The 20,842-nt window shown below is 72.4% G+C and carries 19 protein-coding genes; 17 read left to right on the top strand and 2 right to left on the bottom strand.

Going from position 1 to position 20,842, the window contains the following annotated elements:
• Positions 1 to 108: 108 nt before the first annotated feature.
• Genes ABD784_RS06110 through ABD784_RS06095 form a run of 4 tightly spaced genes read left to right on the top strand, consistent with a single transcriptional unit; the run spans position 109 to position 4,403 of the window.
• The gene (locus ABD784_RS06110; protein ID WP_344883415.1) at positions 109 to 489 is read left to right on the top strand and encodes a molybdenum cofactor biosynthesis protein MoaE; all 381 of its coding nucleotides are present in this window, start codon (positions 109 to 111) and stop codon (positions 487 to 489) included.
• 22 nt (positions 490 to 511) lie between these two features.
• On the top strand, positions 512 to 1,270 hold the full coding sequence (gene dapB / locus ABD784_RS06105; protein WP_344881529.1) for a 4-hydroxy-tetrahydrodipicolinate reductase: 759 nt from the start codon (positions 512 to 514) through the stop codon (positions 1,268 to 1,270).
• A 3-nt stretch (positions 1,271 to 1,273) separates the two neighbouring features.
• Complete coding sequence (locus ABD784_RS06100; RefSeq protein WP_344881526.1) at positions 1,274 to 1,720, top strand: hypothetical protein; 447 nt, start codon at positions 1,274 to 1,276, stop codon at positions 1,718 to 1,720.
• 1 nt (position 1,721) lies between these two features.
• Positions 1,722 to 4,403, top strand: coding sequence for an excinuclease ABC subunit UvrA (locus tag ABD784_RS06095; protein ID WP_425582933.1), 2,682 nt, complete (start codon positions 1,722 to 1,724; stop codon positions 4,401 to 4,403).
• A gap of 10 nt (positions 4,404 to 4,413) precedes the next feature.
• Here ABD784_RS06095 and ABD784_RS06090 read toward each other — a convergent pair whose 3' ends face one another.
• Complete coding sequence (locus ABD784_RS06090; RefSeq protein ID WP_344881520.1) at positions 4,414 to 5,646, bottom strand: heparan-alpha-glucosaminide N-acetyltransferase domain-containing protein; 1,233 nt, start codon at positions 5,644 to 5,646, stop codon at positions 4,414 to 4,416.
• Positions 5,647 to 5,772: 126 nt separating this feature from the next.
• Between ABD784_RS06090 and dapA the strand changes: the two genes are divergently transcribed.
• The 7 genes from dapA to ABD784_RS06055 all read left to right on the top strand — a co-directional run bounded on the left by dapA (position 5,773) and on the right by ABD784_RS06055 (position 14,245).
• Complete coding sequence (dapA, locus tag ABD784_RS06085; RefSeq protein WP_344881517.1) at positions 5,773 to 6,699, top strand: 4-hydroxy-tetrahydrodipicolinate synthase; 927 nt, start codon at positions 5,773 to 5,775, stop codon at positions 6,697 to 6,699.
• A gap of 10 nt (positions 6,700 to 6,709) precedes the next feature.
• On the top strand, positions 6,710 to 8,416 hold the full coding sequence (locus ABD784_RS06080; RefSeq protein ID WP_344881514.1) for a ribonuclease J: 1,707 nt from the start codon (positions 6,710 to 6,712) through the stop codon (positions 8,414 to 8,416).
• 53 nt (positions 8,417 to 8,469) lie between these two features.
• Positions 8,470 to 11,451, top strand: a complete 2,982-nt coding sequence (locus ABD784_RS06075) for an FtsK/SpoIIIE family DNA translocase (protein ID WP_344881511.1) — start codon at positions 8,470 to 8,472, stop codon at positions 11,449 to 11,451.
• 81 nt (positions 11,452 to 11,532) lie between these two features.
• Positions 11,533 to 12,147, top strand: a complete 615-nt coding sequence (gene pgsA / locus ABD784_RS06070) for a CDP-diacylglycerol--glycerol-3-phosphate 3-phosphatidyltransferase (RefSeq protein ID WP_344883412.1) — start codon at positions 11,533 to 11,535, stop codon at positions 12,145 to 12,147.
• Between the two features lie 38 nt (positions 12,148 to 12,185).
• A complete protein-coding gene (locus ABD784_RS06065) occupies positions 12,186 to 12,683 on the top strand; it encodes a CinA family protein (protein WP_425582949.1) in 498 nt (165 codons plus the stop codon).
• Positions 12,684 to 12,872: 189 nt separating this feature from the next.
• Entirely contained in the window at positions 12,873 to 13,301 is a 429-nt protein-coding gene (locus ABD784_RS06060) for a helix-turn-helix domain-containing protein (protein ID WP_344881508.1), read from the top strand.
• A gap of 77 nt (positions 13,302 to 13,378) precedes the next feature.
• The gene (locus ABD784_RS06055) at positions 13,379 to 14,245 is read left to right on the top strand and encodes a potassium channel family protein (RefSeq protein ID WP_344881505.1); all 867 of its coding nucleotides are present in this window, start codon (positions 13,379 to 13,381) and stop codon (positions 14,243 to 14,245) included.
• A 34-nt stretch (positions 14,246 to 14,279) separates the two neighbouring features.
• On the opposite strand, the gene ABD784_RS06050 is transcribed toward ABD784_RS06055, so the two are convergent.
• Positions 14,280 to 14,747, bottom strand: a complete 468-nt coding sequence (locus tag ABD784_RS06050; protein ID WP_344881502.1) for a MarR family winged helix-turn-helix transcriptional regulator — start codon at positions 14,745 to 14,747, stop codon at positions 14,280 to 14,282.
• Positions 14,748 to 14,851: 104 nt separating this feature from the next.
• Between ABD784_RS06050 and ABD784_RS06045 the strand changes: the two genes are divergently transcribed.
• From ABD784_RS06045 to dapF, 6 genes are all read left to right on the top strand, one after another.
• Positions 14,852 to 15,073: a DUF3046 domain-containing protein gene (locus ABD784_RS06045; protein WP_344881499.1), complete on the top strand. Its 222-nt coding sequence runs from the start codon at positions 14,852 to 14,854 to the stop codon at positions 15,071 to 15,073.
• Positions 15,074 to 15,304: 231 nt separating this feature from the next.
• Positions 15,305 to 16,354 (top strand): recombinase RecA, encoded by a 1,050-nt coding sequence (recA, locus tag ABD784_RS06040; RefSeq protein WP_344881496.1) that lies wholly within the window; start codon positions 15,305 to 15,307, stop codon positions 16,352 to 16,354.
• Between the two features lie 327 nt (positions 16,355 to 16,681).
• Positions 16,682 to 17,440 carry a regulatory protein RecX gene (locus ABD784_RS06035; RefSeq protein ID WP_344881493.1) on the top strand — a complete coding sequence of 253 codons (759 nt, stop codon included), beginning with the start codon at positions 16,682 to 16,684 and terminating at the stop codon, positions 17,438 to 17,440.
• On the top strand, positions 17,437 to 18,984 hold the full coding sequence (gene miaB, locus ABD784_RS06030) for a tRNA (N6-isopentenyl adenosine(37)-C2)-methylthiotransferase MiaB (protein ID WP_344881490.1): 1,548 nt from the start codon (positions 17,437 to 17,439) through the stop codon (positions 18,982 to 18,984). Before ABD784_RS06035 ends, miaB begins: the two co-directional genes overlap by 4 nt.
• Entirely contained in the window at positions 18,971 to 19,918 is a 948-nt protein-coding gene (gene miaA / locus ABD784_RS06025) for a tRNA (adenosine(37)-N6)-dimethylallyltransferase MiaA (RefSeq protein ID WP_344881487.1), read from the top strand. Before miaB ends, miaA begins: the two co-directional genes overlap by 14 nt.
• Positions 19,915 to 20,841: a diaminopimelate epimerase gene (gene dapF / locus ABD784_RS06020; RefSeq protein WP_344881484.1), complete on the top strand. Its 927-nt coding sequence runs from the start codon at positions 19,915 to 19,917 to the stop codon at positions 20,839 to 20,841. Before miaA ends, dapF begins: the two co-directional genes overlap by 4 nt.
• Position 20,842 lies beyond the last annotated feature (1 nt).

Here is a 20,842-nt window from a genome sequence, read left to right as displayed (position 1 = left end):
ACGAATCCCGTCCCCGAACAGCCCGAGAAGCCCGAACAGCCGGGGCAGGACGCCCGGCGGACCGGTGGTCCGGGCGAGGTCGTCTTCGCCGGCGTCAGCGCCGAACCGATCGACCAGGGCAGCGCCTGGGCCGCCGTGGAGACGGCGGAGACCGGCGCCGTGGTGACCTTCGGCGGCCTGGTCCGCAATCACGACGGCGGGCGGGACGTCACCCGCCTCTCCTACAGCGGGCACCCCACGGCCTCGACGCGCATCCACGAGCTGGCCGAGGAGGTCGCCGCGCGCCATCCCGGCACCAGGCTCTGGGCCGCGCACCGCGTGGGCGAGCTGAGCATCGGCGACGCGGCGCTCGTCGCCGCAGCCGCCAGCGCCCACCGGGGCGAGGCCTTCGAGGCCTGCCGGGACCTGGTCGAGGCCGTGAAGTACGGTGCGCCGATCTGGAAGGAACAGCACTTCGCCGACGGCGACGTCGAATGGGTGGGACTGTAGCCGCGACGATAGGCTGGAGCGCATGAGCAACCGCATCGCCGTCGCCGTCCTCGGCGCCAACGGCCGCATGGGTTCCGAGGCCGTGGCCGCGGTGGAGAACGCCGCCGACATGGACCTCGTCGCAGCCCTGAGCCGCCGGGACCCCCTGGAGGGCATCCTCGAAGCCGGGGCCACCCACGTCGTGGACCTGACCGTGCCAGACCAGACCGAGACCAACGTCCGCTTCGCCGTCGAGCACGGACTCCACGCCGTGGTCGGGACCACGGGCTGGACCGAGGAACGGCGCACCGGCCTGTCCGAGCTGCTGGCACAGCGACCTGGGACCGGGGTCCTGATCGCTCCGAACTTCGCCCTCGGCTCCGTGCTGGCCAGCGCCTTCGCCGCGCAGGCCGCCAGGTACTTCGAGTCCGTCGAGATCGTCGAGCTCCACCACCCGGACAAGGTGGACGCTCCGTCCGGCACAGCCGTCCGCACCGCCGAACTCATCGCCGCCGAGCGCGCCGCAGCCGGCGTGCCTGCGAGCCCGGACGCCACCGCGAAGTCCCTGGACGGCGCCCGCGGGGCCGACGTCGACGGCGTGCGCGTCCACGCCGTGCGGCTCCGTGGCCTCGTCGCCCACCAGGAGGTGCTCCTCGGCGGCCCCGGCGAGCAGCTGACGCTGCGCCACGACTCGTACGACCGGGCGTCGTTCATGCCCGGCGTCCTGCTGGGACTGCGCGAGGTCGCGCGCCGTCCCGGACTGACGTACGGGCTGGACGGCTACCTGGACCTGGGCCGCTGACGCGTGAAGACCAAACTCTGGGTAGGGCTCATCATCGCCCTCTTCGTGTTCTATCTGGTCGCGTCCTTCGGGTCGGCCCTCCGCTTCATCACCGCGGAGCAGCCGGTCGCGAGGATCATCGGGGCCGCAGCCCTGGTCCTGCCCGCCCTCGGCGTCTGGATCCTGATCCGCGAGGTGCTCTTCGGCCTGCGGACCGAGCGCATGGCGAAGACGCTCGAGGCCGAGGGCCTGCTCCCCGCGGACGACCTGCCCCGGATGCCGTCCGGCCGTATCGTCAAGGAGGCCGCGGACGAGGCCTTCGTCGCCTACCGGGAGGAGGCCGAGGCGAACCCCGGATCGTGGCGGAGCCTGCACCGCCTCGCGCTCGCCTACGACGCCGCCGGGGATCGCCGCAACGCCCGTACCGTGATGCGCACCGCCGTCAGGCTCTACCTCGAGGACCGGGGCTGATATGACGGCGGCGGGGCGAGGCGGCGTGGGCGACGGCTCCGCGCCCGATACCCTCCCGGACGGCCCGGACGGGTACGTCCGGGTCCGCGGGGCCCGGGAGAACAACCTGCGTGACGTCGACGTCGACGTGCCGCGCGACGCCGTCGTCGCCTTCACCGGGGTCTCCGGATCCGGGAAGTCCTCGCTGGCGTTCGGGACGATCTACGCGGAGGCCCAGCGGCGCTACTTCGAGTCCGTGGCCCCCTACGCGCGACGCTTGATCCAGCAGGGCCACAATCCGCGGGTCGAGCTCGTCGGCGGCCTGCCGCCGGCGGTCGCCCTCCAGCAGCGGCGGGGGACGGCCACGGCGCGCTCCACGGTCGGTACCGTCACCACGCTGTCCAACTCGCTGCGGCTCCTCCTCTCCCGTGCGGGCACCTACCCCGACGGCGCCGCTCCGCTCGACTCAGACGTGTTCTCGCCGAACACCGCCGCCGGCGCATGCCCCGAATGCCATGGCCTCGGCGAGGCCCACACGGTCGACGTCGACTCATTGGTGCCGGACCCGTCACTGAGCATCCGCGACGGCGCCATCGCCGCCTGGCCCGGCGCGTGGCAGGGCAAGAGCCTGCGCGACATGCTGATCCACCTGGGATACGACGTCGATGCGCCCTGGCGGGACCTCCCGCGCGAGGACCGCGACTGGATCCTCCTCACCGAGGAGCGGCCGATCGTGGAGGTCGTCCCCCTCCGCGAGCACAACGCGCGGCCCTACAAGGGCCGGTTCATCAGCGCCCGCAGCCACGTGCTCCACATCCTCAGCGACTCGAAGAGCGACTCGGCCCGCCGGAAGGCCCTCGGCTTCATGCGGACCGGCCCCTGCCCGAGCTGCGACGGCACGGGCCTGACCCGCCGGGCGCTGGACGTCACCTTCGCCGGGCGGACGATCGCCGAGCTCGCCGCCGTCCCGCTGGTGGAGCTGGCCGAGATCATCCGGCCCACCACGCAGCTCGAGACGCCCGAGTCCGCGACCCGCCGCCACACCTCCGGCGAGACCAACGAGGTCGCGGTCGCCGTCACGCGCGACCTGCTCGCCAGGATCGAGGTCCTGATCGGCCTCGGCCTCGGCTACCTGGGCCTGTCCCGCGGGACCACCACGCTCTCTCCCGGGGAGCTGCAGCGGCTGCGCATCGCGACCCAGCTGCGCTCCGGGCTGTTCGGCGTCGTCTACGTCATGGACGAGCCCTCGGCCGGCCTCCACCCCGCCGACGCCGAGCCGCTGCTGGAGCTCCTCCAGGAGCTCAAGGCCTCCGGGAACTCCGTCTTCGTCGTCGAGCACAACCTCGACATCGTCCGTGCAGCGGACTGGATCGTCGACGTCGGGCCGCGGGCGGGCGACGACGGCGGCCGTGTCCTCTACAGCGGGCCGGTCGACGGCCTCGCCGGGGTCGACGCGTCCGTCACCCGCCCCTACCTGTTCCCCGAGTCGAGCCGCCGCACCGGCGCCGGGGACGAGGCCGCGGCTGTCCGCGGCGCGGGCCGGAGCGGAGGCTCGGACGGCGGCTCGGACAGCGTCAGTGGCAACGGCCGCCGCGCCCTGCGCGAACCGGGAGGATGGCTCCGCCTCGAGGGCGTCACCCGGCACAACCTGCGCGAGCTCGACGTCGAGGTCCCGCTCGGCGTCCTCTCCGCCGTCACGGGTGTCTCCGGGTCCGGCAAATCGACCCTCGTGGGCCACGCGCTCGCCGGAGGGGTCGCGAGGCATCTGCAGGCCCGCTCCGGTGCGGGCCACGCCGTCGTGCGCCCCGCGGACGAGGCGGACCACGCGGGCGACCCGGACCACGTGGGCGACCCGGACGCCGCCGGCGCCCACGCCTCGGTGCGGATCCACGGCGTCGAGCGCCTGGACCGCATCGTCACCGTGGACCAGAAGCCGATCGGCCGGACGCCCCGCTCCAACCTGGCGACCTACACGGGGCTCTTCGACGCCGTGCGCAAGGAGTTCGCCGCGCTGCCGGCAGCCCGCGAGCGCGGCTTCGGCCCGGGCCGGTTCTCCTTCAACGTCGCCGGCGGACGCTGCGAGACCTGCCAGGGCGAGGGGTTCGTCGCCGTCGAACTCGTCTTCCTCCCGGGCAGCTACGGCCCGTGCCCGGACTGCGGCGGGGCGCGGTTCGAACCGCGCACGCTGGAGGTCGACTACCGGGGGAGGAACATCGCCGAGGTCCTGGCCCTCTCCGTCGACGACGCCGCCGACGTCCTGGCCGACATCCCCGCCGCCGCCCGCAGCCTCGCCACGCTCCGGAACGTCGGCCTCGGCTATCTCCGCCTCGGCCAGCCCGCGACCGAGCTCTCCGGCGGTGAGGCGCAGCGGATCAAGCTCGCCACGGAGCTCCAGCGCGTGCGCCGGGGCCGGACCCTCTACGTCCTCGACGAGCCCACCACGGGCCTGCACCCGGACGACGTCCGCGTGCTCATGACGCAGCTGAACCGGCTCGTCGACGGCGGGGACACCGTCGTCGTGGTGGAGCACGACATGGACGTGGTGGCCACCGCGGACTGGGTGATCGATCTGGGGCCGGCCGGCGGAGACGCCGGCGGCCGGGTCGTCGCCGCCGGGACGCCGTCGACCGTGGCGGCGGCCGCGGGCAGCCGCACGGCCCCGTACCTCGCCCGGCGCCTCCCGGCGGGTCCGGCCGGAGTCTAGCGCGCGGACGCTAGCGGCTCCCCGCCCTCGCACCGGTCCGCGGACTGCCGGCGAGCTGCCGGACCAGGGCCTCGAGGGGGCCGCGCGCGCCGGTCAGGCGCAGCGCCGCCCCGAGCGCCAGCGCGGAGACGGCGAACCAGGCGAAGACCCGCTCGGCGGACACCGCCTCCGTCACGCCGGAGAGCAGGTCCAGCGCCACCAAGTGCCCGACGTACAGGGTCAGCGTCGCCGCCCCGGCGCCGGTCAACGGGGAGAGCACGACGTCGCCGAAGCGCTGCAGCACCGCCGTCAGCCCCAGCGCCACGAGCTGGCAGGCGCCGAGCACGGCGAGCGCCGAACCCGCGACGTGGAGCAGGTCCAGCGGTGCCGAGGTGTGCGGCGCGGCGAGCGCGAACCACCACGGCGTCGGCTCCGTCGCGTCGAAGTAGTAGCCCGTGCGCAGCGCGAGCTCGAGCTGGGCGGCATCGACGCCCATCGCGTCGGCCAGGGCCGGCCGCGCACCGGGCACGCCGAGCAGCCAGTCGCTCAGGAGGCGGGCCCCCGCCGCGACGACCGCGCCGCCCACGGCCAGCAGCAGGACGACCGGCGGGTGCTGCAGTCGCAGCCGGCCCGCCCAGAGTCCGATCAGCAGGAACGAGACCCACACGACCACGGGGTAGTAGCCGGACACGAGCAGGTTCGCGGCGAGCGCCGCCGGCGACGCCAGGTCGCTGAAGGTCGGTGCCGCGCCGCCGCCGGGCAGGGACAGGACCGGCCCCAGCGGGGAGCTCGCCAGCCAGAGGCCGGCGCCGTAGAGCAGCGCCGGGGAGACGAGCGTCCAGCCCACGGCCCAGAGGAGCAGCGTCCGCGGCCGGGCACCGAGGAAGGGGACGGCGGCCAGGAACAGCAGCCCGTAGTGGACGAGGATCACGGCGACGTTCGTGCTGAGCGTCCCGCAGGCCAGGCCGATGGCGGCGATCACCAGGGCGCGGACGACGACGGAGCGCCGCGCCCCGGCGAGGCGGGCCGCCGTCGGGCCCGCCGCCCCGCCCGTCAGCAGCGCGAGCCCCACGCCCGCCAGCACCGCGAAGAGCGCCGAGGCGCGCCCGGCGAACCAGTCGGCGGCCCACGTGGTGGCGTAGGCGCCGTCGGCCGTGGAGACCGCCAACGGGACGATGTGCGTCGCCATCATCCCCAGCAGCGCGATCCCGCGGGCGGCGTCGACGCCGGCCACGCGGGTGGCAGCGGGGGAGGTGGGGCTCATGGGGGACAGCCTATTGCGGCCCGGCCGCCCCGGGCACGGGACGCGGCGGGCACAGGAGGCGGCGGACGCGGCACCGGACGTCGCGGAACGCGACGCGGAGCAGGCGCAGACGGTAACGTTGTGGGCATGTCTGACACCGCCGCATCCGCAGTTGACGCCGTCCGCCCGGACCTCCCGTTCGGCACGCTCTCCGTCGCCATGGCGACGCCGTTCGCCCGCGACGGCGGCGTGGACTACGAGCAGGCGGCCGCCCTGGCGACCAAGCTCGTCGACGAGGGCTGCGACGCGCTGGTCGTCACGGGCACCACGGGCGAGACGTCCACCCTGACGGACGAGGAGAACCTGGGCATGTTCCGCGCCGTCGTGGAGGCCGTCGGCGATCGCGCCAAGGTCATCGCCGGTTCGACGACCAACGACACCCGCCATTCGATCCACCTCACCACCGAGGCCGCGAAGCTCGGCGTCGACGGCGTGCTCGTCACGGCGCCGTACTACAACAAGCCGAGCCAGGCCGGCGTGATCGCTCACGTCGAGGCGATCGCCGCGGCCACCGAGCTGCCGATCATGCTCTACGACATCCCCGGCCGCTCCGGCATCGCGTTGTCCACCGAGACGCTCATCCGCCTCGCCGACCACCCGCGCGTCGTCGCGCTCAAGGACGCCAAGGCGGACTACCAGGCCACCACCCGCGTGCTCGCGAACACCGACCTGCACGTGTACTCGGGGGACGACGGTCTGACGCTGCCGCTGATGGCCGCCGGCGCCGCCGGCGTCGTCTCCGTCACGGCCCACGTCGCGGCCCCGCTGTTCCGCGAGCTCGTCGACGCGGTCCACGCCGGCGATCTCGCCGCGGCGCGCCGCGCGCACTTCGCGATCGACCCGATCCAGCGTGCCGTGATGACCCACGCGCAGGGCGCCGTTGCGGCCAAGGCGGTCCTCCACTGGCAGGGCGTCCTGCCCAACCCTGCCGTCCGCCTGCCGCTCGTGGAGCTGTCGGAGGACGAGGCCGCGGCGGTCCGTGCGGACCTCGCGGAGGCCGGCTGGGACCTGTAGGAGCAAGCCGATGAGCGAGACCTCCGTGGCCCTGGCCGACGACGCCCGCCTCAGCGAGCCCCCGGCACTCCAGCCGGGCACGCTGCGCGTGGTGCCGCTCGGGGGCCTCGGCGAGATCGGCCGGAACATGACGGTCTTCGAGCTGGACGGGAAGCTGCTGATCGTCGACTGCGGCGTCCTGTTCCCGGAGGAGACGCAGCCCGGCGTGGACCTGATCCTGCCGGACTTCTCCTACATCCGGGACCGGCTCGACGACGTCGTCGGCATGGTCCTCACGCACGGGCACGAGGACCACATCGGGGCCGTCCCCTACCTCCTCCGGCTCAAGGCCGACATCCCGCTCATCGGCTCCCAGCTGACCCTCGCGCTCGTCGAGGCGAAGCTCGCCGAGCACCGGATCAGGCCCTTCACGCTGGTCGTGACCGAGGGCGAGCGGGAGCGCCTCGGCCCGTTCGACTGCGAGTTCATCGCCGTCAACCACTCCATCCCGGACGCGCTCGCGGTCTTCATCCGCACCGCGGCCGGCACCGCCCTGCACACCGGCGACTTCAAGATGGACCAGCTCCCGCTCGACGGCCGGATCACGGACCTGCGCGCCTTCGCCCGCGTCGGAGAGGAGGGAGTGGACCTGTTCCTCTCCGACTCCACGAACGCCGACGTCCCCGGCTTCACGACGGCGGAGCAGGAGATCGGTCCGGTCCTCAGCCGGCTCATGGCCGGGGCCCGGAAGCGCGTCATCGTCGCCTCCTTCTCCTCGCACGTCCACCGGGTGCAGCAGGTGCTCGATGCCGCCCGGGAGCACGGGCGCAAGGTCGCCTTCGTCGGCCGCTCGATGGTCCGCAACATGGGCATCGCCGCCCAGCTCGGGTACCTCGACGTGCCGGAGGGGATCCTCGTGGACCTGAAGCGGATCGACGAGGTGCCGGAGGACCGGCAGGTCCTCATGTCGACCGGGTCCCAGGGCGAGCCGATGGCGGCGCTCTCGCGCATGGCCAACGGCGACCACGCCGTCCAGGTCGGTGCGGGGGACACTGTCATCCTCGCCTCCTCGCTGATCCCGGGCAACGAGAACGCCGTCTTCCGGGTCATCAACGGCCTGATGCGCCTCGGCGCCGAGGTCGTGCACAAGGGCACCGCCCGCGTGCACGTCTCAGGCCACGCCTCCGCCGGGGAGCTGCTCTACTGCTACAACATCATCAGGCCCCGGAACGTCATGCCCGTGCACGGGGAGACCCGCCACCTGATCGCCAACGGGCGTCTCGCCGAGGCCACCGGCGTCCCCGCGGAGAACGTGCTGCTCACCGAGGACGGATCGGTGGTGGACCTGCGCGACGGCGTCGCGCGCCAGGTCGGGCAGGTCGCCTGCGGTTACGTCTACGTCGACGGGTCCAAGGTCGGCGCGGTGACGGACGACGACCTCAAGGACCGCCGGATCCTCGGCGAGGAGGGCTTCGTCTCCGTGATCTCGGTGGTCGACCGGCAGAACGGGACGATCGTGTCCGGGCCGGACATCCACGCCCGCGGCGTCGCGGAGGACGACGCGGTGTTCGAGGAGATCAAGCCGCGGATCGCGGAGGCCCTCGCCGAGGCCGTCCGGAACAACCCCGCGCACACGACGCACCAGCTCCAGCAGGTGGTCCGGCGCGTCATCGGAGGCTGGATCGGGCGCAAGCTCCGGCGCCGTCCGATGATCGTCCCGGTCGTCCTCGAGGCCTAGCGCCAGCCGTGTAAATCCGGGGCGGACGGGGCTCCAAGCGGTACGGTTGCCCCATGGCCACCCGCACCGCACCCCGCCGGCCCAGTTCCACTGCGCGCTCCCAGTCGACGCGCTCCTCCGGCGCGCGCGGGTCCGGATCGGGCACCAAATCGAAGGGCGGGGCGAAGAACGCCCCGGTCGAGCACGACTTCCCGTGGCCCGTCCGCGCCGTCCGCGGCGCCTGGATGGGCATCGCCCGCATGGTCGGCGGCGCCTTCCGGCAGATCGGCAGCACCGTCCGGCCGGACCTCGAGGTCCGCCGGGACGGGACCGCTCTCTTCCTCGTGGTCGTGGCCCTGGTCGTGGCCGTCGTCGAGTGGTGGGGCCTGCGCGACGTCGGGGGCTTCGGCACCTGGGTGCACAACATCGCGGCCGGCTCGATCGGCTACATGGCCGTGCTCCTGCCGCTGGTCCTGCTGATCGGCGCCCTGCGCCTCTTCCGCTACCCGGAGGACGACGCCACGAACAACCGCGTGGGCATCGGCTTCGCCGTCGGCATCTCCGGCGGCGCCGGCATCGCCCACTGCGTCGCCGGGATCCCCACCGTCAACGACGCCTTCGAGCAGCTCTGGGCCGGTGGCGGCGTCCTCGGCTACCTGCTGACCTCGCCCCTGGCCGGTCTCGTCTCCCGGTGGGGCGCCTGCGTGGTCATGGCGCTGCTGGTCCTGCTGGCCCTCATGATCACGACGGCGACGCCGCTGAAGCGCATCCCCGAGCGCGTGCGCACTGGGTACCGCTGGCTGGTCGGTCAGGACGACGAGTCGGATGCGGAGCGCGCGCGGGAGAAGGTCCGCAAGCAGGAGGAGCACGACCAGAGCTACCTGTACGAGCGCGGCGAGGGCGACCAGAAGCCGGGCAAGGCGCCCAAGGAGAAGCGGAAGTCGATCTTCTCCCGCGACAAGAAGGGCCACGACGACGTCTTCGACGCCGAGGACGAGGGCTTCACCGGGGACGCGGCCTACGAACAGGCCGTCATCGCCGAGTCCGACGAGGCCACCGGCGAGGCGCGGACCGAGGCCATCGACGTGGCGGCGGCCCCCGCCGTGCCGCCGGGCGTGCGCCGCCCGACTGCGGCCGAGAAGACCATGGCCCGGATGAAGGAGCAGGTCGGTCTCGGTGGGGCGGGTGCCGACGCGGCCGGTGCGACGCCGTCGTCCGCCACCAGCGCCGGAACGCCCGCCGAGCCGGCCACGGAGGCCCTCGACGCGGACGCCGTGAACCGCGCGCTCGCCCACGAGAACGCCACGCGCCCGATCACCAAGTCGCCGCTGCCGCCGATCCCGCAGCGCACCGAGCAGCTCCAGCTGGCCGGGGACGTGACCTATACCCTGCCGCCGTCCGAGTTCCTCCCGCCCGGCCCGCCCGCCAAGGAGCGCTCCGAGGCGAACGATGCCGTCGTCGAGGCACTCACGCAGACACTCGACCAGTTCAAGGTCGACGCGCAGGTCACCGGGTTCAGCCGGGGACCGACCGTCACCCGGTACGAGATCGAGCTCTCGCCGGGCACCAAGGTGGAGAAGGTCACCGCGCTCTCGAAGAACATCTCCTACGCCGTCGCGTCCTCGGACGTACGGATCCTCTCGCCGATCCCCGGCAAGAGCGCGATCGGCATCGAGATCCCGAACGCGGACAAGGAGGTCGTGGTCCTCGGCGACGTGCTGCGCTCCAACGCCGCCCGCAAGACCGACCATCCGATGGTCATGGGCGTTGGCAAGGACGTCGAGGGCGGGTTCGTCGTGGCGAACCTGGCGAAGATGCCGCACATGCTCGTGGCCGGAGCCACCGGTGCGGGCAAGTCCTCGTTCGTGAACTCGATGATCACGTCCATCCTCATGCGGGCCACGCCGGACGAGGTGCGCATGGTCATGGTCGACCCGAAGCGGGTCGAGCTGACGGCCTACGAGGGCGTGCCGCACCTGATCACCCCGATCATCACGAACCCGAAGAAGGCCGCCGAGGCGCTGCAGTGGGTCGTGAAGGAGATGGACACCCGGTACGACGACCTGGCGAACTTCGGCTTCAAGCACCTGGACGACTTCAACAAGGCGGTGCGCGCCGGTAAGGTCACGCCGCCGGCCGGCAGCGAGCGCGTCCTGCGCCCGTACCCCTACCTCCTGGTCATCGTGGACGAGCTCGCCGACCTCATGATGGTCGCCCCGCGCGACGTCGAGGACTCGATCGTGCGCATCACCCAGCTCGCCCGCGCCGCCGGCATCCACCTGGTCCTCGCCACCCAGCGGCCGTCGGTCGATGTCGTCACGGGCCTGATCAAGGCCAACGTCCCCTCGCGCATGGCCTTCGCGACGAGCTCCGTCACGGACTCCCGCGTGGTCCTCGACCAGCCCGGCGCCGAGAAGCTCCTCGGCCAGGGTGACGCCCTCTTCCTGCCGATGGGCGCCTCGAAGCCCATGCGCGTCCAGGGCGCCTGGGTGACGGAGTCGGAGATCCACCGGGTCGTCGAGCACGTCAAGGGCCAGCTCTCCGCCGTCTACCGCGAGGACGTGGCCGTCGAGGCGCCGAAGAAGCAGATCGACGAGGAGATCGGCGATGACCTCGAGGTGCTCCTCCAGGCCACGGAGCTCGTCGTCACCACCCAGTTCGGCTCCACGTCGATGCTCCAGCGCAAGCTGCGCGTCGGGTTCGCCAAGGCAGGGCGGCTCATGGACCTGCTCGAGTCCCGCGGCGTCGTCGGGCCCTCGGAGGGCTCGAAGGCCCGCGACGTGCTCGTCAAGCCGGACGATCTGCCGGGCGTGCTCGCCGCGATCAAGGGGGAGACGCCCCCGGCCGGGGCCGCCGACGTCTCCGCCGCCGACGCGGCCCTCGTGGACAACGCCAACGCGAACCACACCGAGGAGACCCGCGAGTACGCGAGTGCCCAGCAGTACTCCAACGACGTGCTCGCAGACCAGGAGGCCGGCGTCCCGGAGGTCGTGGACTACTACGACGGCGACGACGAGGGCGGCGACGACGACGCGTGGCAGCTGACCGGCAGGTAGCCTGAACCCGTGACAGACTCCAGTTCGAACCCCGCCCCAGGACCCGAGGGGAGCCGCGCCGACGGCGTCGCGCCCGCCCCGGTGCCGACGCTGAACATCGCCAACGTGCTCACGGTCCTGCGGATCCTCATGGTGCCCCTGTTCGCCTGGCTCTTCGTGCTGGACGCGCCGGGCGGCGATCCGCAGTACGGAGGGTGGCGCTGGGCCGCGGCCGGCGTGTTCGCCCTGGCGATGTACACGGACAAGCTCGACGGCGACCTGGCGCGCAGCCGCGGCCTCATCACGGACTTCGGGAAGATCGCCGACCCGATCGCCGACAAGCTGCTCACCGGCGCGGCCCTCGTGCTCTTCTCGCTCTACGGCGAGCTGTCCTGGTGGGCGACCGGCATCATCCTGGTCCGCGAGTGGGGCATCACCGCCATGCGGTTCGTGGTGATCCGCTACGGGGTCATGCCGGCCTCCCAGGGCGGCAAGCTCAAGACCGTGACCCAGGCCCTGGGCATCTTCCTCCTGCTGCTGCCGGTGGCGCACACCGTCGCCTGGCTGGGTCTCGTCGCGCTGGCGATCATGTGGATCGCCGTGGCGCTCACGCTCTATACGGGGATCGTCTACGTGGTCGACGCCGTCCGGCTGCGCGCGGCGGCGACGTCCGGTTCGGAGCCGGGCGCCCGTCCCGACGGCGGTGACACCGCGTGAGTACCGGCCGCACCGGACGCCGTGCCGTGCCGGGCGCGGTGCCGGCGGACGAGGGCGCCGGGCTCGCGGCCGCCATCGTCGCGTCCGGGACGGAGCGCGGCCTGACGGTCGCGACCGCGGAATCGCTGACCGCGGGCCTCGTCGCGGCCGCCATCGCCGACGTCCCGGGTTCCTCCGCCGTCCTGCGCGGGGGCGTGGTGAGCTATCACAACGAGGTCAAGGCGGGACTGCTCGATGTGCCGGAGGGTCTGCTCGCCGAGCGGGGCAGCGTCGATCCGGAGGTCGCCCGGCGCATGGCCGTCGGGGCGCGGCGCGCCTGCGGCGCCGACGTCGGGGTCTCGACGACCGGGGTCGCGGGGCCCGCAGCCCACGACGGCAAGCCCGTGGGCACCGTCTACATCGGCTGGGCGGACGCGGAGGCGAGCGGCGTCGTCGAGCTGGATGCGTCCGGGACGCGCCCCGAGATCCGGCGCGCCGCCTGCGAGGCCGCCCTCGCCGCCCTGGCCGAGCGGGTCGTCAAGCGCACAGTTGCCTGACTGCAACCTCAGTGTTGTCCACATGTGACGTGCGTCTACTGGTGGTCGGAGTTGCGCGGCGGCTAGGGTGAAGGCAGCGGGAACAAAACTCCCGGCGGCACCGTTGAACAGGATGAAGGGTTCCAGCGAACAGGGATCCCCTGACATCGCGCACGGCGGTGCTTTCTATTAAGGAGAACGGCAATACCAATGGTCAAGCAGCCCATCACCATCAACGGCGTCGTCCGTTGGCGTGACGTGGGCACGGCAGAAGAAGATCGTCGAGACCACAAGGAGCGCAACATGGTTGTCCTACGCCACGAGATCGGCGAGGTCCTGCGGGACTTCCGTCAGCGGCAGGGACGCACCCTCCGCGAAGTGTCGCACAACGCTCGTGTCTCCCTGGGCTACCTGTCGGAGGTCGAACGCGGCCAGAAGGAAGCGTCGTCCGAGCTCCTGTCGTCCATCTGCGGTGCGCTCGACGTCCCGCTCGCGCTGATGCTCCGCGAGGTCAGCGACCGCGTCGCCATCGCCGAGGGCGTCGGCGTGCCGGACACGGTCCCGAGCGAGCTGACGAACGAATTCGGCAAGAACCTCGCTCCGGAGTGGCCGAAGTCGCCGCAGCCCATGGTGTCCTAGACCCCCACGAATCAATGACGACGGCCCTCCTGCTCGCAGCGGGAGGGCCGCTCGCGTCTCCGGGAGGAGCCGACGGAATGGATCTGGTCTGCACGGTCGCAGGCGCCGCCCTCGTGCTGTTCGGGGCCGTGGACATGTTCCAGACGCTGCTCCGGCCGTCCGGGCAGGGGCGGACGAGCCGGCTCGTGCTCCGTGGCGTCTGGCGGCTCTCCAAGGCGGCCGGGCACCGCTTCGGCTCGGCGGTGGGGCCGGTCGCCATGGTGGCCGTGATCTGCCTGTGGGTCCTGCTCATCGCGGTGGGCTGGGCGCTGGTGTACCTGCCGCACCTGCCGGAGGGATTCGTCGTCGGCAGCGGTCTCGTCCCCAGCGACTACTCCGGCTTCGCCGATGCGGTCTACGTGTCCGTGGTGACCCTCTCCACGCTGGGCTACGGAGACGTGGTGCCCGTGGACCCGTGGCTCCAGGCCGTCGCCCCGCTCGAGGCCCTCAGCGGGTTCGCCGTCCTGACGGCCGCACTCACCTGGTTCACGCAGATCTACCCACCGCTGTCCCGTCGCCGGTCCCTGGCCGTCAAGCTGGCCGGGCTGGACGCGGCCGGGGCGGCCGACGCCGTCGCCGACCTCGACGCGGACGGCCTCGCGCGGCTGCTCGAGGGGCTGGCCGACGAGATCGGCCGTGTCCGGGTGGACTTCGCCCAGCATCCCGAGGGGTTCTACTTCCAGGAGGCGCGCACCGAGCTCTCGCTGGCCCGGGGGCTGCCGTGCGCCCTCAGCATCCGCCAAGCCGCGCGACCGCGCCCGGAGCCCGCGGTGCGCCTGGGGGAGCGGCGACTCGCCTATGCGCTCGACGAGCTCGCCGAGATCCTGCGCAGCGAGTTCTTCCGCTCCGCCGCGACCACCGACGACGTCTTCGCTGCCTACGCGGCCAGCACCGCGCGGATCTGACCGACGCCGCGGCGCCGACCGGGCCCGGGCGCCGTCACCACTGGTCCTTCTGGTAGGTGCGGTTCAGCTTGGCGAGGAGCCCGGCGAACTCGGCCAGCTCGCCGTCCTCCCAGTCCTCCAGGAGGCTGTGGAAGACCTGCCGCCGTGCCTGCTGGGCCGCTGCGAGCTGCTCGGCACCGGCGGCCGTGAGCGAGATCGTCTGGGCCCGCCCATCGCTCGGATCGACCTCCTTGCTGACGACGCCGATGGTCTCCAGCATCGAGACCTGCCGGCTGACGGTCGGCTTGCCCACGCCGATCTCGGCCGCCAGGTCGGTCAGGCGCACCGATCCCCGGCGCTGCAGGGCGCGGAGCAACCCGTAGGCGCCGGGCTCCATGTCGGGGTGAACGCTGCGGGCGACCTTGTTGCCGATGGCCCGGGAGCGCCGCCACAGGAGGCTGAGCTGCTCCTCCATGGCGTTGATGGCCTCGTGGCGGTCGGGAGTGGCCTGGTGCGAACTCATGGCCCCAATCCTAGGGCGCAGGCCGGGCCGGCGCGGGCCGAGCCGTGCCCGCGCCGGCCCTGCCGTGGAGATCGGCGGCCCCTGGCGCGTGCCACAATGTCCGCGTGCGAAACAGCGATTTCTGGCGGCTCATGGAAGACGAGTTCGGGGCAGGCTACGCCCACGTCCTGGCCGACGACCTCGTGCTCCCCGGCTTCGGCGGTCGGACGGCTGCCCGGGCCCTGCGGGATGGCAGCGATCCCCGCGAGGTCTGGCTGGCGATCTGCGAGATGCAGGAGGTCCCGCAGTCCCGACGGCTCGGCCGAGACGTCAAGCCACCGCGCTGAGAACCGACGCCGCTCGGCGCACGCCGCACGTTCGAACACGGGTGACGACACGCCGCGGCCGGCATTCGAAAATGTGTTCGGTCGGCGGTAGGCTTGAGTCCAGTGAACTTCCCAGTCCACGGCGCGACTTCTCCACAGGACGCGGCCGTCGGACCCATACTGTGGGTGACGGCGTCTAGCGTGGGGCCCAATGGAAAACGCCGCGCAGGCCAGAACAACTTGAGGTGAATCATGGCACCAGCAATGGATCGCGAGAAGGCGCTTGAGTCCGCTCTCGCGCAGATCGACAAGCAGTACGGCAAGGGCTCGATCATGCGCTTGGGCGACGACGTCCGCGCACCGATCGAGACCATCTCGACCGGCTCCATCGCGCTGGACGTCGCGCTGGGCATCGGTGGCCTCCCGCGGGGACGTGTCGTCGAGATCTACGGCCCGGAGTCCTCGGGCAAGACCACCGTCGCGCTTCACGCCGTGGCCAACGCGCAGCGGAATGGCGGCATCGCTGCATTCATCGACGCCGAGCACGCTCTGGACCCCGAGTACGCCAAGAAGCTCGGTGTCGACACCGACGCACTCCTCGTCTCCCAGCCGGACACCGGTGAGCAGGCCCTGGAGATCATGGACATGCTGGTCGGTTCGGGCTCGCTCGACGTCGTGGTCATCGACTCCGTCGCCGCACTCGTTCCGCGCGCCGAGATCGAGGGCGAGATGGGCGACAGCCACGTCGGCCTCCAGGCTCGGCTGATGAGCCAGGCGCTCCGCAAGATCGCCGGCCGGCTCAGCCAGACGAAGACCACCGCCATCTTCATCAACCAGCTTCGCGAGAAGATCGGTGTGTTCTTCGGCAGCCCGGAGACCACCACGGGCGGCAAGGCCCTGAAGTTCTACGCCTCCGTGCGCATCGACATCCGACGGATCGAGACGCTCAAGGAGGGGACGAACCCGGTCGGCAACCGCACCCGTGCCAAGATCGTCAAGAACAAGATGGCGCCCCCCTTCCGGCAGGCCGAGTTCGACATCCTGTACGGGGTCGGCATCTCGCGCGAGGGCAGCCTGATCGACATGGGCGTGGAGCACGGGATCGTCAAGAAGTCGGGCGCCTGGTTCACCTGCGACGGCGACCAGCTGGGGCAGGGCAAGGAGAATGCGCGCCGCTTCCTGCGTGACAACCCGGATCTGGCGGTCGAGATCGAGCGCCGCATCAAGGAGAAGCTCGGTGTCGGCGTTGTGGCGCAGCCCGAGGAGGAGACGACTCTCCGGGCCGTCGGCGACGACGACTAGAGTCCACGGAGCGCAGCGGGAACCCGGTTCCCGCTGCGCTCCGTCGTCTCCGTCGACTGCCCACCCCGAGCCGATCGAAAGGCCACGACGATGCCGTCAGGTTCTCCGCAAGACTGGTCCGGCCTGACTGACGCCGGCGATGGGACGGGTGCGACCGAGTCCCGGGCCCGCAAGGCGGGGTCGTCGGCCGGTTCAACGCGCCGCGACCCAGCCGGACGCTCCCGGAGGACCGGCACCACGAGCGCCAAGCGCTCGAGCCGTCGAACGAATCAGCGAGGGAGCGACGAGGGGGGCCCAAGCGCCGCCACGGATAGCACGCCGGCCTGGGTGCTCGAGGCGACGCGGGGACTCGAACCGCCCGACTGGTTCGCCGCCGCGGCGGCGCAGTCCGCGAGCGGGGACCCCGCGGACGACGCTTCCGGCGAGGAGCCGGAGGCATCCGCCGGGCCGACGCCCGGCTGGGGCAGCCCGGCGGGAGCGGAGCCGGCGGACCCCTTCGCGGCGGGCAACAGCAGGCGCGGCCGCACTCGGGCAGGGGGCGAGGGCTCCGGGGCGGACAGCGCCGAGGAGACGCCGGAGGAGACCGAGGCCAAGGCCCGGGCCATCGTGCTGCGCCAGCTCTCCATGGTCGCCCGCACGCGCCAGCAGCTCGCGGAGAAGCTCGCCGCCGGCGATGTCCCGCAGGGGACCGCCGACGCGCTCCTGGACCGGTTCGAGGAGCTCGGTCTCATCGACGACCGCGAGTTCGCGATGATGTGGGTCAGGACCCGGTCGGCCACGCGCAGACTCGCCGCCAGCGCGCTGCGACGCGAACTCCTCCAGCGCGGCGTCGACCCGGAGTACATCGCCGAGGCCCTCGACCAGTTGAGCGAGGATGACCAGCGCGCGGCGGCCCGAGAGCTGGTCGACAAGAAGCTGCGCGTCCGCAGGCCGGGGGAGCCACGCGACAAGACGGTTCGCCGTCTCGTCTCCATGCTGGCCCGCAAGGGCTATGGAGGGGGCATCGCCTTCGGAGTCGTCAACGAGGCCCTCGCGGCAGCCGGCGAGGACGACGAACCAGCTGAGTTCGATACCCTAGACGGGTGAGTCTGACAACCGCCTCGATCGCAGCCCCCGACGCATCCACCGCGGACGCCGCCGAATCGCGCACCTACGAGGTGCGGACCTTCGGATGCCAGATGAACGTCCACGACTCCGAGCGGCTCTCGGGCCTGCTCGAGAGAGCCGGTCTCGTTCGGGCCGAGAACGGCTCCGAGCCCGCGGACGTCGTCGTCTTCAACACCTGCGCCGTCCGCGAGAACGCCGACAACAAGCTCTACGGGAATCTCGGCATCCTGGCTCCGGTGAAGGAGAAGCGGCCCGGGATGCAGATCGCTGTCGGCGGCTGCCTTGCACAGAAGGACCGCGAGACGATCCTCGAGAAGGCGCCCTGGGTCGACGTCGTCTTCGGCACCCACAACGTCGGCTCGCTGCCGACCCTGCTCGAGCGGGCCCGCCACAACAAAGAGGCGCAACTGGAGATCCTCGAGTCCCTCGAGGTCTTCCCCTCGACGCTGCCGACCAAGCGGGACAACGTCTACTCCGGCTGGGTCTCGATCTCCGTCGGCTGCAACAACACCTGCACCTTCTGCATCGTCCCGGCGCTCCGCGGCAAGGAGCGCGACCGTCGGCCCGGGGACATCCTCGCGGAGATCCAGGCCCTCGTCGCGGACGGGGCCGTCGAGGTCACCCTGCTCGGGCAGAACGTGAACACCTACGGCGTCGAGTTCGGCGACCGTCTCGCCTTCGGCAAGCTGCTGCGCGCGTGCGGCGAGATCGACGGCCTCGAGCGCGTCCGCTTCACCAGCCCGCACCCCGCGTCCTTCACCGACGACGTCATCGACGCCATGGCGGAGACGCACAACGTGATGCCACAGCTGCACATGCCCCTGCAGTCGGGCTCCGACCGGGTGCTCAAGGACATGCGGCGCTCCTACCGGTCCAAGAAGTTCCTCGGCATCCTCGACAAGGTGCGGGAGCGCATGCCCCGGGCCGCCGTCACCACGGACATCATCGTGGGCTTCCCCGGCGAGACAGAGGAGGACTTCCAGGCCACCCTCGACGTCGTCGAGCTGTCCCGCTTCTCCAGCGCCTTCACGTTCCAGTACTCCAAGCGCCCCGGCACCCCCGCCGCGGAGCTCGCGGACCAGCTGCCCAAGGCCGTGGTGCAGGAGCGCTACGAGCGGCTCATCGCCCTGCAGGACCGGATCAGCGCGGAGGAGAACCGCGCGCAGATCGGCCGGACCGTGGAACTGCTCGTCACCGCGCAGTCCGGGCGGAAGTCCAGCGAGACGCATCGTCTCTCCGGGCGGGCCCCCGACCAGCGCCTCGTGCACTTCTCCGTGCCGGAGGGCGCCGAGGCGCCGCGGCCCGGCGACTTCGTGACCGTCCCCGTCACGGCGGCCGCATCCTTCCACCTGCTCGCCGACCCGGCGGGCCCGGAGCAGTACCGGCTGCGGCGCTCACGCGCCGGGGACGCCTGGGACCGCGCACAGGCCGAGTCCTGCGGAGTCCCGGCGCAGTCCCCGGCCGCAGGCGGCAAGGGCGTCTCGCTGGGCATGCCGGCGATCCCCGGCCGTGCCGGCAGCTGAGGCCCCCGGGGCCGCCCGGCCGCGGCCGATCATCGCGGTCGTCGGCCCCACGGGCACCGGGAAGTCGGACCTCGCCGTCGCACTCGCTGAACGGCTCGACGGCGAGATCGTCAACGCCGACGCCCTGCAGTTCTACCGGGGCATGGACATCGGCACGGCCAAGATGCCGGTCGGGGAGCGCCGCGGCATCCCGCACCACCTCCTGGACATCATGGACGTCACGGAGGAGGCCAGCGTCGCGCGCTTCCAGCGGGACGCTCGAGCGGCCTTCGACGACATCGCCTCACGAGGCCGCTATCCCGTCCTCGTCGGGGGCTCCGGCCTGTACGTGCGCGCCGCCCTGGACGCCCTCGAGTTCCCGCCCACCGATCCGACCGTTCGGCGGCGGCTCGAGGAGGAGCTGCGCAGCGACGGGGAGGCCGCCCTCCGCCGGCGCCTCGCCGCCGTCGATCCGGCCTCGGCCGAACGCGTCGGCGACGAGCGCCGCCTCGTCCGCGCCCTCGAGGTGCAGGAGCTGACCGGCAGGCCGTTTAGCTCCTTCATGCCGCAGCGACGCTACGTGCGCCCGAGTCTGCAGATCGGGCTCGACGTCGATCGGCCAGAACTCCATGCGCGTCTGGCCCGGCGCGTCGACGCGATGGTGGCCGGCGGTCTGCTCGACGAGGTGCGGCGCCTGGAGGCGGCCGGTCTCCGCGAGGGCAGAACGGCCTCGCGCGCTATCGGCTACGCCCAGTTCCTCGGGGTCCTCGACGGCCGCCTCGACGAGCGGGCCGCTGCCCACGCCACGGTCGTCGCGACGCGGCAGTTCGCCCGGCGGCAGGTCACGTGGTTCCGAGCCGACCCCCGGGTCGTCTGGCAGGACCCCCGCGACCCCCGGCTGGTGGCCGATGCACTCGACGCCGTCGGGCAGGCACCGACTACGCTGGAACCATGACTGCCGCCGCACTCCTGACCGATCTCGCCGGCCTGCCGTTCGCCAAGGGGCACGGCACCGGCAACGACTTCGTCCTCGTCGCGGATCCGGAGGCGCGCCACGAGCTGACCGCCGCCCACGTCGCCGCGCTCTGCGACCGTCATCAGGGGATCGGCGGCGACGGCCTCATCCGCGCCGTCCGGACACGCGACGTCCCCGAGGCCGCCGGGCTCGCCGCCGCCCACCCCGAGGCCGAGTGGTTCATGGACTACCGCAACTCGGACGGCTCGATCGCCGAGATGTGCGGCAACGGCGTGCGCGTGTTCGTGCACTTCCTGCTGGACCAGGGGCTGACCGAGCTGAACGACGGCGAGGTCCTGGCGGTCGGGACGCGCGCGGGGCTGAAGCGCGTCACGCGCAGCGACAACGGCTACGCCGTCGACATGGGGACCTGGAGGTTCACTTTCCCCGGGAAGGCGGCCGAGCGCGCCCTGGACTCGCTGGTGGAGACGGGCGGCATCGAGGCCGGGCGCCCCGGCCTGAGCGTCGACATGGGCAACCCGCACACCGTCGTCGCGCTGTCCGACGCCGAGGAGCTCGATCGCGCCCGGCTCCACGACGTTCCCGTCGTCGAGCCGCTGCCGCCGCACGGGACCAACGTCGAGTACGTCCTGCCCGCGGAGCCGCTGGTGCAGGAGGGCGTCGGGCGGATCAGGATCCGCATCCACGAGCGCGGCGTCGGCGAGACGCAGTCCTGCGGCACCGGCGCGTGCGCTGCCGTAGTCGCGACGCGGCACTGGGCCGGGGGCGTCCCGGCGGAGCGATGGGACGTCGAGGTGCCGGGCGGAGTGGTCGCGGTCAAGTTCTTGACCGGCACCGAGGGCGAGGAGCGCGTGGAGCTCTCGGGGCCGGCCGCCGTCGTCGCGCACGGGGTCATCGGCTGAC

The sequence above is a fragment of the Zhihengliuella alba genome, from assembly GCF_039538765.1.
Taxonomy (GTDB): Bacteria; Actinomycetota; Actinomycetes; order Actinomycetales; family Micrococcaceae; genus Zhihengliuella; species Zhihengliuella alba.
The sequence above is the reverse complement of the archived record's forward strand: the minus strand, read 5'-3'. Positions and strand labels throughout refer to the sequence as shown.

Bases quoted from the DNA above. Each gene is read 5' to 3' on its own strand.
- dapB (WP_344881529.1), top strand. From the start codon at position 512: ATGAGCAACCGCATCGCCGTCGCCGTCCTCGGCGCCAACGGCCGCATG.
- ABD784_RS06095 (WP_425582933.1), top strand. From the start codon at position 1,722: ATGACGGCGGCGGGGCGAGGCGGCGTGGGCGACGGCTCCGCGCCCGAT.
- ABD784_RS06090 (WP_344881520.1), bottom strand. From the start codon at position 5,646: ATGAGCCCCACCTCCCCCGCTGCCACCCGCGTGGCCGGCGTCGACGCC.
- dapA (WP_344881517.1), top strand. From the start codon at position 5,773: ATGTCTGACACCGCCGCATCCGCAGTTGACGCCGTCCGCCCGGACCTC.
- ABD784_RS06080 (WP_344881514.1), top strand. From the start codon at position 6,710: ATGAGCGAGACCTCCGTGGCCCTGGCCGACGACGCCCGCCTCAGCGAG.
- ABD784_RS06075 (WP_344881511.1), top strand. From the start codon at position 8,470: ATGGCCACCCGCACCGCACCCCGCCGGCCCAGTTCCACTGCGCGCTCC.
- ABD784_RS06060 (WP_344881508.1), top strand. From the start codon at position 12,873: ATGGTCAAGCAGCCCATCACCATCAACGGCGTCGTCCGTTGGCGTGAC.
- ABD784_RS06055 (WP_344881505.1), top strand. From the start codon at position 13,379: ATGGATCTGGTCTGCACGGTCGCAGGCGCCGCCCTCGTGCTGTTCGGG.
- ABD784_RS06050 (WP_344881502.1), bottom strand. From the start codon at position 14,747: ATGAGTTCGCACCAGGCCACTCCCGACCGCCACGAGGCCATCAACGCC.
- recA (WP_344881496.1), top strand. From the start codon at position 15,305: ATGGCACCAGCAATGGATCGCGAGAAGGCGCTTGAGTCCGCTCTCGCG.
- dapF (WP_344881484.1), top strand. From the start codon at position 19,915: ATGACTGCCGCCGCACTCCTGACCGATCTCGCCGGCCTGCCGTTCGCC.